Origin of the sequence: Nostoc sp. UIC 10607, assembly GCF_047228265.1 — a bacterium.
Taxonomy (GTDB): Bacteria; Cyanobacteriota; Cyanobacteriia; order Cyanobacteriales; family Nostocaceae; genus Nostoc; species Nostoc foliaceum_A.
In genome coordinates this window covers 157,991-176,985 of sequence record NZ_JBIQNW010000005.1, presented here as the reverse complement: position 1 = coordinate 176,985, position 18,995 = coordinate 157,991, and the positions used below count along the sequence as shown (strand labels likewise).

Annotated in this window: 14 protein-coding genes; 7 read left to right on the top strand and 7 right to left on the bottom strand. The window is 42.6% G+C overall.

Features of this window, described 5'->3' with window-relative positions; genetic code table 11:
* Positions 1–147 precede the first annotated feature (147 nt).
* Positions 148–414, top strand: coding sequence for a hypothetical protein (locus ACEYW6_RS06945; RefSeq protein WP_196512182.1), 267 nt, complete (start codon positions 148–150; stop codon positions 412–414).
* 304 nt (positions 415–718) lie between these two features.
* Complete coding sequence (locus ACEYW6_RS06940) at positions 719–3,166, top strand: filamentous hemagglutinin N-terminal domain-containing protein (RefSeq protein WP_412979139.1); 2,448 nt, start codon at positions 719–721, stop codon at positions 3,164–3,166.
* Here the strand turns inward: ACEYW6_RS06940 and ACEYW6_RS06935 are convergent.
* Complete coding sequence (locus ACEYW6_RS06935; RefSeq protein ID WP_412979138.1) at positions 3,159–3,338, bottom strand: hypothetical protein; 180 nt, start codon at positions 3,336–3,338, stop codon at positions 3,159–3,161. The two genes, ACEYW6_RS06940 and ACEYW6_RS06935, sit on opposite strands and share 8 nt — an antisense overlap.
* 384 nt (positions 3,339–3,722) lie before the next feature.
* Here ACEYW6_RS06935 and ACEYW6_RS06930 point away from each other — a divergent pair, with 384 nt between their 5' ends.
* Positions 3,723–4,004: a hypothetical protein gene (locus ACEYW6_RS06930; protein WP_334850835.1), complete on the top strand. Its 282-nt coding sequence runs from the start codon at positions 3,723–3,725 to the stop codon at positions 4,002–4,004.
* Positions 4,005–4,160: 156 nt separating this feature from the next.
* Positions 4,161–6,524 carry a filamentous hemagglutinin N-terminal domain-containing protein gene (locus ACEYW6_RS06925; protein ID WP_412979137.1) on the top strand — a complete coding sequence of 788 codons (2,364 nt, stop codon included), beginning with the start codon at positions 4,161–4,163 and terminating at the stop codon, positions 6,522–6,524.
* A gap of 151 nt (positions 6,525–6,675) precedes the next feature.
* Here ACEYW6_RS06925 and ACEYW6_RS06920 read toward each other — a convergent pair whose 3' ends face one another.
* Positions 6,676–7,707, bottom strand: a complete 1,032-nt coding sequence (locus ACEYW6_RS06920) for a hypothetical protein (RefSeq protein ID WP_190893824.1) — start codon at positions 7,705–7,707, stop codon at positions 6,676–6,678.
* 161 nt (positions 7,708–7,868) lie between these two features.
* Here ACEYW6_RS06920 and moaA point away from each other — a divergent pair, with 161 nt between their 5' ends.
* Positions 7,869–8,855: a GTP 3',8-cyclase MoaA gene (gene moaA / locus ACEYW6_RS06915; RefSeq protein WP_412979136.1), complete on the top strand. Its 987-nt coding sequence runs from the start codon at positions 7,869–7,871 to the stop codon at positions 8,853–8,855.
* 80 nt (positions 8,856–8,935) lie between these two features.
* On the opposite strand, the gene rpsD is transcribed toward moaA, so the two are convergent.
* Positions 8,936–9,544: a 30S ribosomal protein S4 gene (gene rpsD, locus ACEYW6_RS06910; protein WP_012408407.1), complete on the bottom strand. Its 609-nt coding sequence runs from the start codon at positions 9,542–9,544 to the stop codon at positions 8,936–8,938.
* Positions 9,545–10,011: 467 nt separating this feature from the next.
* Between rpsD and ACEYW6_RS06905 the strand changes: the two genes are divergently transcribed.
* Entirely contained in the window at positions 10,012–10,662 is a 651-nt protein-coding gene (locus ACEYW6_RS06905; protein ID WP_412979135.1) for a hypothetical protein, read from the top strand.
* A 301-nt stretch (positions 10,663–10,963) separates the two neighbouring features.
* Here the strand turns inward: ACEYW6_RS06905 and hetR are convergent, their stop codons facing one another.
* Positions 10,964–11,863, bottom strand: coding sequence for a heterocyst differentiation master regulator HetR (gene hetR, locus ACEYW6_RS06900; protein ID WP_069071266.1), 900 nt, complete (start codon positions 11,861–11,863; stop codon positions 10,964–10,966).
* Between the two features lie 1,661 nt (positions 11,864–13,524).
* Here hetR and ACEYW6_RS06895 point away from each other — a divergent pair.
* The gene (locus tag ACEYW6_RS06895) at positions 13,525–13,689 is read left to right on the top strand and encodes a hypothetical protein (protein WP_412979134.1); all 165 of its coding nucleotides are present in this window, start codon (positions 13,525–13,527) and stop codon (positions 13,687–13,689) included.
* On the opposite strand, the gene ACEYW6_RS06890 is transcribed toward ACEYW6_RS06895, so the two are convergent.
* The 3 genes from ACEYW6_RS06890 to ACEYW6_RS06880 form a co-directional block, all read right to left on the bottom strand.
* Positions 13,686–15,938: an EamA family transporter gene (locus tag ACEYW6_RS06890; RefSeq protein ID WP_412979133.1), complete on the bottom strand. Its 2,253-nt coding sequence runs from the start codon at positions 15,936–15,938 to the stop codon at positions 13,686–13,688. The genes ACEYW6_RS06895 and ACEYW6_RS06890 overlap by 4 nt on opposite strands.
* A 623-nt stretch (positions 15,939–16,561) precedes the next feature.
* Positions 16,562–17,854, bottom strand: coding sequence for an inorganic phosphate transporter (locus tag ACEYW6_RS06885; protein WP_412979132.1), 1,293 nt, complete (start codon positions 17,852–17,854; stop codon positions 16,562–16,564).
* A gap of 84 nt (positions 17,855–17,938) precedes the next feature.
* Complete coding sequence (locus ACEYW6_RS06880) at positions 17,939–18,985, bottom strand: zinc-dependent dehydrogenase (protein WP_190893938.1); 1,047 nt, start codon at positions 18,983–18,985, stop codon at positions 17,939–17,941.
* Between the last annotated feature and the right edge of the window lie 10 nt (positions 18,986–18,995).

Genomic DNA, 18,995 nt, shown 5'->3' with positions numbered 1-18,995 from the left:
TAGAAACGTAGCCAAGATTGTACGCTCTTATGGTTCATCAATACTTAAAGTACATCCGGCAATAAAACATGAACTTTTGTAACACTATACGTAATTATTACTAGTAAAGCTGGAATTAGACACATCCTGTAAGAAACGAAAACAGTTATGAATCCTGAAACACTACAGCAGTTAAAAGACGAAATTCAACAAAAACTGCTTGAAAGCGTTAATAATGCTGGCTTATACAGCGTGCTTGAAAAGTATGGGGTACCAGATGCTAGAGCTTTGACAGTTCAGTGGCAGTTCAATCTTGACCCAAATAAAATCAAATCTGGTGATGCAGTTGATGAACAGCAACGAATTGAGGTAATGCAAAACTCATGGTGTATCCCTTGCCCCTCGACTGGCGACCCTTTTGGCTGTAACTGCTAAATAAATTAGTTTTCGTACTGCAAAGAGTTTATTCTAGTGAGTATAAAAATGCTGAACTTTGCATTTACTAGTTAGGCTACAGAGATAATTTTAAGTATCACTACAAGTAAGTGGGCAAGAATAAATCAAACTATGTTACCCAATGTAAAATTAATTAAATTGGTTCGTATTAAACGGCTCCAGCATTTAAAAAATAGGGCTGAAGCCATTACTACAAGCCTTTAATTATTCCGACCCACTTACTTACCTAATTAGCAAGGAGCAGTATTTTAATATACTATTATTTTTTGGGTGCAAGTTTGTGATGTCTCGATACCGAAGCAGTTGGTGCTGGGAGTTAGGGATAGTGAGTACTTTAGCAATTGCTGGAGTGCTCACTTTCTTTGAAAGTGTTGCCTTAGCCCAAATACAAAAAGATGACACACTTGGATCTGAAAGTTCAATCATTACACCAAAGCTAATCGATGGTCAGCCTATAGACCAGATTGATGGTGGGGCTGTTCGTGGTACAAACTTGTTCCACAGCTTTGAACAGTTTTCTGTCTCTGCGGGAAGAACAGCGCATTTTAATAATGCAATAGATATTCAAAACATCATCAGTCGGGTGAGTGGCAATTCGATTTCTAATATAGATGGCATTCTGAAAGCTAACGGCACAGCCAACCTGTTTCTAATTAATCCTAACGGCATTGTTTTTGGGTCCAATGCTTCTTTAAATATCGGCGGTTCATTTGTAGCTAGTACGGCCGATAGTTTAAACTTTGCTGATGGTACAAAGTTTAGTGCTACATCTCCTCAAACTACACCTCTACTGACACTAAGCGTTCCCATTGGCTTACAATTTGGAGCAACTGCGGCTCCCATCCGAAATCAATCCCAAGCCAAACCAGATGGCGCAGTTAATATCTTTAGGCAAGGCGTTGGTCTACAGGTGCAGCAAGGCAAAACCTTGGCACTTATAGGCGGCGATATAACGCTAGAGGGGGGAAATATAACTGCAAAGGAAGGAAGAGTTGAGTTAGGAAGCGTCGCTGGTAATAGTTTGGTCAGTTTAAGCCCAACGAATCAAGGTTGGGCGTTGGGATATGAAGGTGTTCAAAATTTCCAGAATGTCGAACTAATCAAGTTAAATAGAATTCGATCTACTGTAGATACTCATGGAGAGGCTGGCGGTAATATCCACGTGCAAGGCAGGCTTGTGCGGGTAGGTGGCGGTTTGCTAACCGTAGTTGATCCCTTTGGAGGGCAATCAGGAGGGAATTTGACAGTGAACGCCTCTGAGTCTTTAGTAGTTGAACAAGATGCACAACTGTTAGCTCAGAGTTTCTCCACCGGAAACTTTGGAAATATCAATGTCACTACTAAGAAGTTGGTGGTCAGAGGTGGAGCACAATTCTATGGCCAATTGACCATAAACGCCTCAGATTCCGTGGAACTAATCAGTGGAACCTTAATTCCTCTCTTCCGAGATGGTAGTGATTTAATATCCAGTGGATTATTTAGTGCAACTTATGGCGATAAAAACGCTGGTAGCATCACAATTAATACTGGAAAGTTGCGTATCCTAGGAGGGGCAAGAATATCAACAAGTTCTGAGGGCACATATAGGTATATTCTTAATCAACTTACACCAACAAATACAGGAAAAGCAGGAAACTTGACGGTGAACGCTACTGAGTCGGTAGAACTAATTGGAACCTCACCAAATGGTTCTAGGCTCAGTGGCTTGTTTTCTGGAACTGAAGGGCCTGGAGATGGCGGAAACTTGACTCTAACTACAGGGCAATTGATTATCAAGGATGAGGCTGCAATAAGTGTGAGCAGCCAAGCTCGAAAAAATGTAATCTATATCGGAGATCCAAATAACTTAGGGAAAGCAGGCGATTTAAATATAATCGCTCGCTCCATACTTCTGGACAATAAAGGAAAACTCACATCTAATAGTGAGTCAGGTCGAGGCGGGGATATTAGGTTACAGGTGCAGAACTTATTATTGATGCGCCGCGAAAGTCAAATAACCACTAATGCAGGTACAGCAAGGCTTGGTGGAGATGGCGGTAATATTATCATCAATGCACCTAATGGCTTCCTAGTCGCTGCCCCCTTCGGAAATAACGATATCACTGCCAATGCCTTCTCTGACTCTGGTGGTAAAATCACAATCACTAGTAAGAACATTTTTGGATTTGTGCCCCGCACTCGTGCAGACGTAGGGAAACTTGACCCAAAAGAAATAAACCCGACTAACCTGCGAACAAGTGACATCACGGCATTTTCTCAACAAAACCCTTCATTAAATGGCACGGTACAAATCAACTCACCAGATGCTGACCCCAGTAAAGGATTAGTGGAACTACCCGTAAATTTGGTTGATGCTTCCCAGCAAATTGCTGCTGGTTGTAATTCTGGTGTAAAAATAGCCAGAAGTTCATTTATTGCAACTGGGCGTGGAGGACTAGCACCTGATCCGACAGAGCCATTGATAGCTGATGCAGTGCTAGCAGATTGGATCACACTCTCTCCAGAGAGTCAGAATCGTGCTGAGGGTATCCAGAACAGAGTGGTTGTTCACAAGCAGAGAAACACAGAAGATAAACCACAGAAGGTGAATTATGTCAATGAACCTACTCAAATTGTGGAAGCCCAAGGATGGATTATAGATGCTAATGGGAATGTGGTTCTGGTTGATCAAGTTCCCACTGCCTCGCCCCATAACTCCTCACTCGTCGCTACATCTTGCGCTGCTAATTAAAGTGCGATCGCTTATTCAGAATAACCTTCATACATGCGATCGCTCTTTCTACTAAACTCAGGTTTGGTGCGATCGCTGGTTCGCAATGACCTTCACACAAGCGATCGCTCCTAATACTAAACTCAGGTGTGGTGCGTTGGCGTAGCCCGTCGTAGACATCGCTCCTTTGCAATAATCTTCATACAAGCGGATCGCCTTTTGTAATAAAGCCTATGGGCTTATCCAAACCGTAAGCAGAGTATGAGAGTTGAGGAGGTATCAATTACTCAATCCACTTGAATAATTAACGGAAAGTAGCCATATTCATGAATGCTTTAAGGAAATCCGGCAGAAATATATGAAGTTTTGTTACACAATGCGTAATTATTACTAGCCAAGCTGAAGTCATAATTATGGGAGTTCGCAAGAGCTTTAGAAACCTAATGCTATTTCTGTTGCTCTAGACTCTGTATCCTTGATTCCTTAGTTGCCAAATTGTACTAATCGAAGTCACGTTAATTTAGTACATCACAAGATAAGTTCACACATTTACCAGTCTGCAAGGAGAGCAAAATTTATGGATTCTAAAACAGTACAACCAACACTCATAGATGCCGAAACATTAAAGCAATTAGAAGATGAAATTAAGCAGGAAATGTCTGAGATACTAAATAAGTCTAATTTAAATCAAATACTAGAAAAGTACAGTATGTCAGGCGAAAAACTCTTAAAAATTCAGTGCAGTATTCACCTAGCTCAGAATGAATCGAGAGATACAAATTCCTTTCTCCCATTTTCAGATAGACCTATTCTTATACCCTTTAATTGTTTGTGTAATGGACGTCCTTGCCAGTGTTAATAATTAAAGGTTTGTAGTAAGGGTTTTAGCTCTACGTTGAGGGCTAGGGCTCTCACTACAGTCCTACCAATATTATTGAAAAAAACTACTTAAATATACTTTGATTTATTTTCACATACTCACTTAGATACTGTTTGAAGGAGTGTAATATCTGGCATGAGCAATTTTTGGATCTGGTGTCAAGGACTAGGAGTTGCAACAGGTAGTGCAATAGTTTTTTCTGGAAACTCTGCTATTGCCCAAATTACTCAGGATGTTACTCTACCTACTAATTCTCAAATTGAAAAGCAAGTGAATGCTATCACCGTTATTACAGGTGGAACCATTTCCCAAGATGGAAGCAATCTCTTCCATAGTTTTAAAGAGTTTTCCGTACTTCCTGGAACTACTGCTGAGTTTAGAAATACTGAAAGTGTTGAGAACATTATTAGTCGGGTAACAGGGAAGTCTGTTTCTAATATTGAAGGCATTATTAAAGCTCAACACAAAGCCAATCTGTTTCTAATTAATCCAAACGGGATAATTTTTGGGAAGAATGCTTCTTTACAAATCGGCGGTTCATTGGTAGCGAGTACTGCGAGTAGTCTGAACTTTGCCAATGGTACTAAATTTAGTGCTACAGATCCCCAAACCCCACCCATACTGACAGTAAGCGTTCCTAATGGCTTACAATTTGGCACAACTGCGGCGTCTATTCGCAATAAATCTCAAGCACCTAGTTCAGATGGCGTGACAACTAATATCTTCAAGCAACCTGTTGGTCTACAAGTACAGCAAGGCAAAACCTTAGCGCTTGTAGGCGGTGACATAACGCTGGAGGGCGGAAACTTAACAGCAGCATCGGGACGAATTGAGCTAGGAAGTGTTGGTAGTAATAGTCTGGTCAACCTTAAATCAACAGACCAAGGTTGGGTCTTAGGATATCAAGGTGTCCAAAACTTCCAGAACATTCAACTACTCCAGCGGACTGTTGATGGTTTTGATATTTCATCTCCATCTACTGTAGATGTTAGTGGCAATGGTGGCGGTAGTATCCAAATGCAGGCAAATTCTATAGAACTAATTGGTAATGCCGTAAGCTTGATAAGTCAAACTACAGGCGATCAAGATGGTGAAGACATAACAATTAGTACTGGGAAATTAATTGTTCAAGATGGTGCACAAGTGCTCACTTTTACTACAGGTCGGAGGGGTAAGGGAGGAAATTTAAACATTAAGGCCTCCGAGTCAGTGGATCTGATTGGTAACTCTACTACTCCAGATGGTATTTTCTCTAGTGGACTTTTTAGTACGACATTTGGTGGTGGAAGAGCAGGGGATATAACAATCAATACTAAGAGGTTGCGTGTTCAAAATGGGGCAACGATATCAACAGAGTCTAGTGGAGAGCTTTCAATGTCACAATTTAAACCAGCTACAGGAAACGGAGGAAATTTAACTGTAAACGCTTCTGAATCCGTAGAGATAAAAGGAAAACCAAAAACAGGTGCTCCTAGTAGCATATTTGCTTCGACTTTAGGTTCTGGAAATGCCGGGCAAGTAACAATCTCAACACAGAAATTAATCCTACAGGATGAAGCTGTAATAAATGTAAGCAGTCAACTTTTAAAGCCATTTATGTACGAAGGAGATGTACCCAATCTAGGATCAGCAGGGGATCTAACTGTAAGCGCTAGCTCTATACTTTTAGACAGCAAAGGAAAACTCACATCTAATAGTGAGTTAGGTCGGGGTGGTGATATTTCGCTACAGGTGCGGGACTTATTACTAATGCGCCGCAACAGCCAAATATCCACTAATGCCGGAGGTGATAAAACTGGCGGTAACATCACCATCAAAGCACCTAATGGCTTCATCGTCGCTACTCCCTTTGGAAATAACGATATTACTGCCAATGCCTTCTCTGGCTCTGGTGGTAAAATCACAATCATCACTAAGAACATCTTTGGATTTGTGCCCCGCACCCGTGCAGACGTAGAGAGGCTTGACCCAAAAGACATAAACCCGAATAACCTGCGAACAAGTGACATCACGGCATTTTCTCAACAAAACCCTTCATTAAATGGCACTGTACAAATCAATTCACCAGATGCTGACCCCAGTAAAGGATTAGTAGAATTGCCCGTAAATCTGGTTGATGCTTCCCAGCAAATTACTGCTGGTTGTAATTCTGGTGGAAAAATAGCCAGGAGTTCATTTATTGCTACTGGGCGTGGAGGATTAGTAGCCGATCCCACGCAGCCATTGATAGCTGATGATGCGGTGCTAGCAGATTGGATAACACTCTCTCCAGAGAGTCAGAATCGTGCTGGCGGTATTCAGAAAAAAGTGGTTGTTCAAGCGCAGCGAAACACAGAAGAAAAATCACAGAAAGTTAATTCTGTCAATGAACCTACTCAAATTGTAGAAGCCCAAGGATGGGTAATGGATGCCAATGGGAATGTGGTTCTGGTTGCTCAAGTACCCACTGCCTCGCCCCATAACTCCTCGCTCACCGCTACATCTTGCGCTGCTAATTAAATGTGAATTCATCATATAGTGTCCGCCTAATTAGCTCAATCAAAAGACCTCTCCCTGGTTTTAGTACGCAAAACCGTCCCTCTCCGACTCGGAGAGAAACTTGAACTTTAGTTCAAGGCAGGGAGAGGTTCGTCGAATTTACATTAACTCCCTAACTCGTCTCCTGAATTTGCAGACGCACAGTGTGTTCAGTCGCGCCACTAAGTTGCAATTCCATGATTTCACCACCCAGAGGTTCCAAGCAAGTGAGGAGCGATCGCAAGTTGGGTGTACTTGCGCCAGTATCTACATATAATCTATCTGCCAAATTGCCGATTCGTTTCCAAGTCATGTAGAGTTTAGCGATCGTTTGTTCAATCTGGGATGCTTGATTTACCAAGTCAGCAGCAATGCTCAAACAGCCGACTCTCTGCGCTTCTTCTAAGGCTGTTTCAATATCAATATTTTCCTGCGTTAGCGCTTGAACTTGAGCCGCCCCTTTGAGATATTTGGCCAAGTTACGCGCTTCTGTAGTAACTTGTTTGAGGGTATCTACATCAGGATTAGCAGCTATTTCCTTTTGGATAAACTTTTGATGCGATTCTGGCAGTTTTTCCATTTCCTTCACCAGTGGGGCAATGTAGCGTGGGGGAAGGGTGTTATCTGCTGCTTTTTCCTTAACTGCTTCAGGTAGTAAATCTGAGGACATGGCTGTCCATTCATCGCTGAGTTGACGGACTTCGCGCCTGGTGATGCGATCGCCTTTTTGGGCGGCTTCACTCACCATCTGTTGCACTTCTGGCGATGCTTTGGAGGTTTCAACAAATGCCCGTTTGCTGAAGTTGTTTACAGAACCTGGGTCAAGTTTACCGTCTTCGATGAGAGTATCGGCACTATTCGCCAGTTGAATCCAGGCATAAGCTTGACTTTTGCTGATTTCCCGCTCTTTTAGCCATCGCAGAAAGCCAGTACCGCGTCCGTCACCACCCACTTTCTCTCTGTCGCGGATAGCACGTAAAATTCGCCCCCGCCAGATTTCAGTTTGCAAATCAAAGCGATCGCATACCTGCCAAGCTATTTCTAGCTGCTGTTGAAAATCTGACTCTAGAATCTGTTCATCTTCTGGATCGGGCAGTTCAAAGCTGATATCTGCTGGCTGTAGTAACGCAGCAGCAAGGTCGTTGATGGAGTCGGTATCTTGCACGATTGATGACTAACTAGTGGACGCGATCGGCTTATTATGCCACAATCTGTAAGCTCTAACTTAAGAGGTGGTGCAGTATCTTGGATTACCACAAAATAGGGGCAAGGGGTAAACCACCTCAGCGAGGTACTTAATTAATCAAAGAGAATAAAAATAAAACGATGAACCAGGTAGACTACCTCAGGATTAGCTTAATCGATCGCTGCAATTTTCGTTGTCAATACTGTATGCCAGAGGGAGTAGAACTGGACTATATTCTCAAGCAACAGCTGTTGAGTGATGAGGAGCTACTCACCTTAATTGAAGAGGTATTTATTCCAGTAGGCTTTAATCGGTTTCGGTTGACTGGGGGTGAACCATTATTGCGTCCGCGTGTGGTGGATTTGGTAAGTGCGATCGCTTCTTTTCCCCAAACTCAAGACCTCTCAATGACCACCAACGGTTTTTTGCTGGCTCCGATGGCACAAAACCTCTACAATGCTGGTCTACGACGAATTAATATTAGTCTGGACTCTCTTGATCCTGACACTTTTGATCAAATTATTGGTAATCAGGGGCGTTCTCGTTGGCAACAAGTTTGGCATGGGATTCAAGCAGCCCATCAAGTCGGATTCGACCCCCTGAAGCTGAATGTGGTGGTGATTCCTGGGGTCAATGACCACGAAATTCTAGATTTAGCTGCTCTGACAATTGAGAAACAGTGGCACGTTAGATTTATTGAATTTATGCCTATTGGTAATTTGCATTTGTTTGGCGATCGCGGTTGGATATCTTCAGCCGATTTACGGCAACAAATCCGCGATCGCTGGGGATTGACAGAATCACAAGTTCGTGGTTTTGGCCCTGCTGATGTCTTTAAAATTCCCGGTGCGAAGGGGACACTGGGATTTATTAGTCAGATGTCAGAATGTTTTTGCGATCGTTGTAACCGGATGCGCCTTAGTGCTGATGGTTGGCTGCGTCCCTGTTTATTAAATGAAACTGGTCAAATAGATTTAAAAACTGCTTTGCGTTCTGGTACTAGTACCGCTCAATTACAAGAGCAGGTGAGGCATTTACTGGCAATTAAGCCAGAAATTAACTTTAAAGCGCGCGATTCTGGCATTTTAGGTACATACGCCCGCACCATGTCGCAAATCGGTGGATGAAAATAGTTAGGAGTTAAAAGTGAGGAGTTAGGAATTATCGTCTTTAAACTCATAACTCATAACTCATAACTCCTAACTGCTTACGCTTGTCGTGAGTAGTATTCCACCACAAGTAGTTCATTAACTTGTAATGCCACCCATTCCCGCTCAATAACGCTGTTGACTTTACCAACCAACTTATTTTTGTCAAACTCCAAATGACTGGGGAGGTTGGCCAAACCGGGATATTGCAAGTTAGCTTCCACCAACTTCCGTGATTGTGCCCGATCCCTGACTGCAATTACTTCACCAGGACGGCATTGGTAGCTGGCAATATTAACCACACGACCGTTAACAGTTACGTGACCATGATTTACCAGTTGACGAGCAGCTGGGATAGTTGGGGCTATACCCAACCGGAAAACGGTATTATCCAAGCGCATTTCTAGCAATTGCAGCAGCACTTGTCCGGTAGAACCCGTAACACGTCTGGCTTTGCGCACATAACGCAGCAATTGTTTTTCTGTCAAACCGTAGTTGAAGCGGAGCTTTTGCTTTTCCTCTAAACGGATAGCATACTCAGAGCGCTTCTTACGGTTCTGACCATGCTGACCAGGCGGATAAGCGCGTCTGGCGCTTTTACGAGTCAATCCTGGTAAATCGCCCAAGCGGCGTACAATTCTGAGGCGTGGCCCTCTGTATCGGGACATGAGTTTCCTTAATCTAATCCTGTTTAAACTTTACCCAAACATTCAATTTTGACATTCCCCTGAGTAAAATCAGAGGATTCTTGGTTTTTGAGGCTGCTTGCCTTGGTATGACGTATCCTACCAAAGTAGAGGCATCAACTTTTGCGCCAGTTGCTTTAAAGTCGGCATAACCGACACACTAGCTTCCAAGCCTGAATTCCGACCTGTCACGCCGTACTTCTGCCAATAAGTTTTTTGTGTTTATTTAGTTTCGTAGACTACTCAATCATCAGATTGGTTTACGCAGTATTCTTACTCTGAAATACTTTTTACGTTGCCTACTTATCTTTCAAACAGTTATATTAACACAATTTCCGGCATAATTAATTATGTCTATACCTTACTCCCGCTGAAATTCTTTTATTGCAGAGGATTTTTAAAATATTTGAGTTAGCATAACCTTGGGTGTTTGGAGAATGGCAATATAAATGAGCAATAAAGCGGTTAATAGAGGTAAGAACAAACAAGCCAGTTCCACCTCCAGGATTTTAACAGTGCCAGTTTTAGCTATAGCTGGATGGTTGACAACGATCTTACCCAATCCTGCGATCGCTGCCTCCTACAGCAATGATTATAGTGTCTGTGCGGGTCGCCTTCTGGGGGTGGGTTTAACAGCAGAAGCGGCATCAGAAGGTTGTGCAGCAGCACTGCGTCCAAGGGATTTGGCTGCTTGCGTGGTTAAAATTGACAAGGAAACCCAAATTGCTGCTACAGATGCGCTTTCTTCTTGTGGGAAAGCTCGGCGTCCTGAAGAGTTAGCTACCTGTGTAGTTGGCGTTAGCTTAAGTACTAAGGAAGAAGCTAATCCGGCAGTTTTAGATTACTGTGGACGTAGTTTGTTACCTGTGCGCTTTGGGCAGTGTGTGGTTGGCTTGCGTAGTCAAATCGACTTTCCCGCTACTCAAGCACTAGATACTTGTATCAGTGCTGATGATAGTGTTATCGGTGCTTCATCTTCGTCTACACCGCCAACTATAATACCTGCGGGTTCAAGTCCAAGTTTCGAGTCTACCCCAGTTCCGACACAACCGCTCGTTCCAACACAACCGCTCGTTCCAACGCAACCCGGCACTAATTAAATTACAGTGCTAATTGACTGAAAATACAGGTTAATTAGTAGGGTGGGCAGTACAATGCCCACCCTACTATGATTTGAGCAACGCAACAATTTCTTATATAAAACCCGCTATAATTTCCCTCTGCTTGCAAATTATGCAAACTAAATACTTACAATACAAAAGTCACAAAACTGCTTGTGACTTTTGTACTAGTAGTACAGTGTTACAATGTAAATAAATTAACCATACCCCTACTTTTAAGTAAGGGACAAAATCAGTAAAAAGCTTATAAAGTAAGCTTTTTGAATTTTGCGTAGCGCTACTAGTCTTCTCTTTCGCCAAAAGCTGTCTGTAAAACCACTGCGATACCACCGTCTTGGTGATATTTATCTGCCCAGGCCCGGATAACTTCATCCAATTCTTCCATAGCCTGCTCCATTTTTTCTGGGAGGATATCAAGTTCTTCCAGCAACCGCATAGCATTTCGCCGCCGTTCTGCCCAATTTTTCATCATGCGGAAATACCGAGCAGTATCTTCTACCATGATGTAAGTGCGTTCTTGATCGTCTGCTGGGGCATAAAAAGGACGGGTAAGAGCGTAGAAGGGCATTCCCCAAGGAGAATCAATGCGTGTTACCGTTCCTGAGTAAAGCAGACGGCGCTTGATATGCTCACCCAAGGCTTCACTCAAAGGCATTTGGTGTTCGGGTGGCAAGTCTTCTTGCGATCGCCTGTGCAAAAACTCAATCAAATCCAGAAACTCAAAAGAGCTAACTAACTGGGCATCAGGTAGATTACTTGGCAGTTTCTGCTCAATTTGTCTTTTTTCTTCACTTGTCAGACTGCTACCAGGAACGCGCGATCGCCCCGGTTGCCAAGGATACTTTTCTAGCCAGACATAAGGCAATTGAATCAAATAGCGAGGTTCTTGAGAACCCAACATTTTTAACAGTTTGCCTTCTGTTAGCGCCTGTCTGACTTCTTCTACAATAATTTTTACCCGTTTTGGCTCCAGGTGGTGCAAATGCCCTGTCATTCGCAGGTTTTGCCCCTGCTCCAGATAGGTCATGTAAATTGCACACTTTGCTGCCGTTGCGGCTGCATCTAAAAATGCCCCATGCCTGTGCCCACTCGTCCGCATGGCACTGAAAGCCAGATAAAGCATGATCTGATCCATCGCACTGGGGTCAAGACGTTTGATCAGATCTATGTCGTTACTCATATTACAGACAATTGAATAGCACGTTTACACAGTTGTTAATCGAGTGAAAATAGGTAGTATACACCTGGCTGAAGGCGATGTCTTCACTTCAGACTATATTAGTATGCGATAACTATGAGATCCGTGGTAGTCCAAACTACCATTTTCGCATATTTTCTGGTAAAAAGGCAGATTCAGTCGTTATTACTATAACTATCCCTGCATCTAACCGGAAAATTACATACATCACCAAGTTCAGCTTGACGGCGGTTTAGATCCCAAAAGTCAACTGGGTTGCAAGTAATCTACAAAGCCTTTAAGTTCTCTGGGGTTTTTCTGATCTTTCAAGAGCAACAACGTCAAGCTGCTTACACCTAATTGTGGCACTATGCCAACTCGGAGTAAAAACTAGTTTGCGCAGTTCATCAGGGATATCTGTTACTCGAAAAATATGGTTTTTATTCAGCTTTGGTGAATTATTTGTAGTACACAGGTGGCTAGAGTTCATTGGGAGTCGTCTAAAAAGAAATCGCTTACCAGGTGTAGCCACATTCAGAGGTTGAGCCACATGGCTCGTTGTGAACTATCATCTCGTTCACAACCTCCAGTGATGTCTCGGCAGTATAAGCCGTTGGCTTGAGGGAGGATAGTAGACATCAAGTAGAGCAATTAATTCCAATTTCAAAATCCCTGTTGTTTTTTTCAAATATCGTTCCTTATCATATCATTATTTTTTTAATTTGAAACGATTTTATGTATTTTTAACTGTAAGAATGATGCATATTTAAATATTTTATATTCTTCTTAAATCAAGATTTGATGATATTTTTATATTGACTCCTAAATCCAAGTCTGATTTATCCTTTTGTGTTGATGAGTTGACACAGAAGCCTGCGATTATTTCAGACTGAATCGCTTAACCATGAGGCTTTGTTGAGCATACTAATAGCCTAAAAATTGGTTAATAGCCATACATATAATAAAACATATTGGTTTTAATAAAATGATTATTTAGAGATTTTTTTCCAATAAAATTATATTTTTTTCATGAAAGAATTTTAAATTTTCATGATTCAACTAATCTATTGACTATTTTTAAGTATGTTTTTACCTCACTGTTTTATATATTTGAGTAACTTGAATTACATAAATAGTTTGTTGCTATAAAAGGATGAAAAACCGCAGCAACGTATGATACAAGCTTCTTTTTCTAGGTGTCTGGGCGATCGCAGACCAAATTGACTAGTACAGACTGGAATAGATTAAAGATACGATCTCACCAAACTCAAGAGTATGTAACGAGGAATTGAAAATTCCTCGTTACATACAGAGGTTTTAGTAGAATAAAGTTACTACCTGTTTCAGAGGCGATCGCTCCATTATTCATGTAGCTACAATAGTCTCCCACGCTTAAAAAACGAGTTACGCTAAACATTTCTCTATTTCTTCATCTCCTAGTTTCAAAATATGCGTCAATGGTCTTAACTCCTTGCCCATATCCACTCTGAGCAAGTACTCGTGCTCAATTGCTTGAGTCAGTACTACTCATACTGCTTATATATACGTGTTTTCCCTACCTGTATCAGGCTAAATCCCCAAAAATATATTACAAGTCAAGTTATTCTGATTACTGCTTACTCATCTATTCAGTGTTATCTCCACCCATACAGCAGTCCCAATTCGTGAAAACTCAGATCCCCGACTTCTCGAAGAAGCCGGGGATCTTGTTTGTCACAGATGAATTAGAGAAGTTACAACTAGGCGTATTCGCGTCAGGATTGATGCTGAGAGTAATTAGAGCTACTTTAGCTCCCATCACACCTAAACTGATTGAACTCGTCATTTAATTGGTGGGACTAGAGGGTTTAACCTGATTTCGCATTGTTTCAAAGCTGAAAGCAGCCGCACCAAAGCTTACTAACAACACTCCCAGAATTTGCACAATATCCAAATTTTCTTGAATGATTACCCCAGCGAAAATCACAGTTAAAACTGGGATACTACCACCGATAATCGCCGATCGCGAGGCACCTAGTTTACCAATACCAACATTGTTCAGCAAATAGCCAGCAAGAGTCAGTACACCCAAAATAAACGCACTTAAAACCAGTTCCAGCATCTTTGAGGGGTCAATTACCAAGTTCCAGCTGCTTGGTAAAGGTAACATCAAGCAGATAAAGCTCAACAGCAGCATGGTAGCGAAGTTAATTAAAGTAAAAGTTACAGGATGCATTTTGCTTGCACAGACCCGCGTCAGAATTATGTAGGCAGCAAAAGCCACACCCGAAAGAATGGCGGCGATGCTTCCCATTGAAGTATTACCCATACCTGTGTTGGGAGAACCCCCTAAAACCAACAATTCACCGCAGCAAATCGCGGCGATCGCACCGATGCGGAATATGCCAGGGCGATCGCGAAACAGAAACCACGATAATAGACCACTAACCATCGGATAGACAAAGAATAGTGCGATCGCCATTCCTGTCGTGACTTGAGCGATCGCAATATATATGAGCACCTGAGACAAAAACAAAAAGCACCCACTAACAACTGACAACATTAAAATCCGCTTAGTTGCTGCATTAGCAGATGTGGGATTTCCTCGAACTGAGTTAGCCAAGTTTTCCAAGTCTTGCCACAGGGTTGGATGTAATATAGGAGACAACAGTACCATCAGTGGTACAACTACCATAAACCTGAGCGTCAAAATTAATAGAGTATTGCCCAAGGTTGGCGGCAGCAAGCGCTCTACCTCCAATACTCCAAAAATCTGAGAACCTTCGTGGAAAATCACCTTGATAGCTACGTTGTAAAGCGACGATACCACTGCCGATAAGACAATCAACAATAAACCAATTTGGATCTGCGATAAACCGGAGGAATCACGCGATCGCGATTGTGGAGGTTTTTCTCCCGACTGCGGCTGTAGCGCAGTAATCGGTGAGGATTTAGCTTTGCTCTGCGGCACGTTCCTGCGGATAACAGAAATTGGTTCAGCAGCGTTTCTCCTTCGTAAAGGTTGTGTTGCTTCTGGCTGTGGTACAGATACAGTAGGAGGCTCTGATGTCGTTTCGTTTTTCGGCAAGTCCTTATTGAGGACAGAAATTGGTTCGGTAGCATTGTCCTTTGGTGGTGGAACTACAGCAGACAGTGGCTCTGATGTCGTTTCCCTTTGGGACAAGTCCTTGCTGGAAATAGAAATTGGGTTCGCGGTGTTTTCTCTGACAACGGGCGGCTCTGATGTCGTTTCCCTTTGGGACAAGTCCTTGCTGGAAATAGAAATTGGGTTCGCGGTGTTTTCTCTAACAGCGGGCGGCTCTGATGTCGTTTCCCTTGGTGAAAATTTATTAGGGATCGGGGAAATTGGCTCAGGAGAATTTTTTACTACTTCGCCAAGCTGTGGCGAGGATGTCTCAAAAGAACTGTTTTTTTCTGGCTCGGTAAATTGCAAAACAGTAGGTGTACCTGCTGTTGCTGGCTTGCGTGAAGTTTCTTCTATAGTTTTTTCTAGTTCTCCATGCAGGCGATTAACAAACTCCGCCAAAATCGTTTCCCCTTGCTGCTGCTGGCTATACATCCGTGACAACTGTTGGGAAAGATTACTTTGATAGTTCTTCAGCTCTTGTTGCAGCGAGTTAAAGGTTACAGTAACGGTGTCATCCAAGCTGTCAAACATGTGTTCGACTTTTTCATTAATTTCACCTACTACATTGCTGCTCACTTCAGCGGACTTTAGCGCAGCTTGTTCGTAAGATTTACCCTCTATAGTTTGGTTAGCTAAAGTTGCCAGAGAGGATTGCAGTTGTGAAGATATATGCTTTGCCAGAACTTCTGCCAGTTGACGAATTAACACTTGCTGCTCGGTAATTTGGCGCACTTGTTGTAAATGCTCTTTTTCCTCTAGCAAGCTTTGAATGTCATCAGATAACCGATTTTTTTCTGACTGAAGCCGCTTTACGTCTTCTTGTAACGCTCTGAGGACATTCTGCTGAAGATTTTCTAAGTCTTCAACTACAGCCCAAAGAGCATTTTCTGCTGCTCTGGATAGCTCGCCTCTGACTCTCGGGTTTTCTGGTTGCTTCTCGAATCGCCCCATTAGCTTCTAACCTCTAACACTTTGACGATAAAGCTGCTTCCCGTACACTTTATTGGCGCTCATACGAATTTCCTGTATTTTGTCAGATAAATTGAAAATTTTAACAGCACTTCCGCATTTCAACGTAATTCTGTCATACTGAACACAACTTGGCAAAGCATCAAATTTGTCCCACTGGTTACTACACCGTGTTCTCTCCAGAATTGACAAGTATTTGGTCAGTTTAATTTAGATCAACTATTTGTCAATGAAATTTTTATTTTTCAAAAAATCTCACTCCAAATAAATATTTATTGTTTTGCTGCCAATAGTAATTATCAAAGACTTGCAGATGCATGTGCGTAGGTACAAAGCGACTTGTGCCCAGACATCGCCACAAAATTTTCTGACTTGTGAAACTAGCTGTAAATTTGTGTGGAATGTAACTTGTGTGACAGTTTATATCTCTAAATGGAGATTAAAGTATCTTTCTGTGGAAATTCAAAGTTACGCTATCCCCTGCACAACATTCTAATGAATGAGCAGCAATTCTGCAAAAACACGCTTTTTTGGCGTTGTTGCAGTCTATGTTCTACTTTGAGTAGATGCAGTAGAGGAAAAAGTTAGGAAAATATTAATAATTCTTAGAGAAATAAGATCCGGGCGATGCTAAAGATGGCAGCGCTAAGAACAGCACTCACGGGGATTGTAATTAGCCATGCAGCAGCAATTCCTTGTAGTGTTTTGAACTTAATCGACTTGAGATTTTGCACTAGTCCAATACCAACTACACCGCCGACAAGAGCGTGGGAGGTGGAGACTGGCAAACCTAGCCGGGAAGCGATGAGAATGGTGGTAGCAGTAGCAAGTTCGGCACAAAATCCACTACTAGGTTGCAAGGCGATAATGTTTTCGCCAATAGTGGCGATGACTTTTTTACCCCAGACAGCTAAACCACCAACAATACCAGCACCACCAAGGATTAAAATCCAAATAGGGATGGTGATACCATCTGTAGGTACGCTACCAGTGCGATTGATGTAAACGATCGCAGCTAAAGGAGCGATCGCATTTCCCACATCATTAGAACCATGAGCAAAGGCTACAAAGCAAGCACTCAGTAGTTGGAATCGCCCGAATAATCTTTCTACGGGATTAGGGATTGGGGACTGGGGATTGGGGACTGGGAATTGAATAGACTCTTCTGTTTTCCCCAAATCTCCCAATTGTCGCCAACTAATAATTGTGAGTCCAACTGCTGCTACTGCACCCGTTAACAGTGGGATGTCGTAAGCAGGGATGTTGAAACCAACTTGCTCAATTACAAAATTGGTTAGCGGTTGAGTTAGTGATGGTAATACAATCACGCCGAATACACCTAGCAGCGCAGTACTCAACCAGGGAATCCATTCTTGTAACTGCACTATTTGATTGGGTTGATCCAAAATCCAGTGCTTGATTTGACTGTAGAATAAAGCAGCGATCGCACCACTAATTAATGGCGTTAAAACCCAGCCAATGGTGATCAAGCCAATTGATGACCAATCAATTGCACCTACTCCCAAAGCTACCCAACTAAATCCAGCGATCGCACCAACAACCGCATGAGAAGAGGATACTGGTAAACCGCGTGATGTGGCAATTTGCAACCACACACCACAGGAAATTAATACAGTTACCATCCCAGCAACTAATACTTGGGGTGTAGCTGCGAATAAAGCGGGATTGGTAATTTTCGTTGCGAGAGTTTCCGTTACTTCATGTCCAAACAATACAGCACCCGTAAACTCTAATACCCCAGCAATTATTATCGCTTGTTTGAGGGTAACAGCTTTAGAACCTACAGAGGTTCCCATCGCGTTAGCAACATCGTTTGCTCCGAGATTCCAGGCGACGTAAAAAGCTAGTAGGGCGACTGCAACTAGAGTAATAAGCATTTTGTTTGGGCTAATGGGGAGATAAGGGAAGAAGAGACGAGGACGCAAAGAATAATTTCCCTGCGTCCCTATATCTACGTTATTTTACGGATAAATTAGGATTTTGTAAGTATCCGGTGTGGGTGCGATCGCAACTTCGACAGCTGCTGATAAATCTTTTAATGGATAGCGATCGCTAATCAATGCTTGCACGTCAATTCGCTGATTAAATACAATATCAGCTGATAGATTCTGAAGCCGATAAGATGAGCTATAACTGCCGATTAAGTCAATTTCCCGACGGTAGAGGATATTAGGGTTGATGGGAATTTCTACTTCATCAGGGAATTCGGCGAAAAACAAGATTTTGCCACCTTTGCGCGTACAGTCAAGTGCTTGAAAGAAGGCTTTCTCACTAGGAACAGCCAGCAGGGTAACATCAACACCCAGTCCACCAGTTAGGGCATGAATTTTTGCTGGTAAATCGGGATCACGAGCATCAAAAGCCGCTTCTGCACCAACACTCAAGGCTTTTTCAATTCTAGAGGGTAGTAAATCGGTAGCGATCGCTTTTGCTCCGAAATACTTCACCAACATAATGAACATTAACCCAATTGGCCCAGCACCAGTAACTAAGACAGTTTGTCCTGGAGCAATTTGAGCTTTTTTCACAGCTTTCAAGCAGCAGTTAGTCGGTTCTACAAAACTCGCTTCTTCAAAACTGATATTATCCGGGATGGGAATTAGTCCGCCGTTTTGAACAATATGTCCGGGAACTTTGACATAATCGGCAAAACCGCCGCCACTGGCGTTAAAACCTGCGGTTGTGGAGATGTTTTTGTAGACATCACACATTGAAAAATTATCATTTAGGCAGTAGGCGCAACGCATACAGGGGATGTGGTGCATTACCGCTACCCGTTGTCCAACTTGCCAACCTCTGACATCATTGCCTAATGCTGCGATCGTGCCGGCAGTTTCATGTCCAAAAATGCGCGGCGGTTCATACAGTGGATAACGAATTTTTTTAATATCTGACTGACACAACCCCACAACCCGCACCTGTACCAGCACTTCATCTGGTTCTAGGGTTGGAACTGGGATATCTTCGTAAGACAACTGATTGACGCCTCTAAATACCTGTGCTTTCACGTTGGTTTTT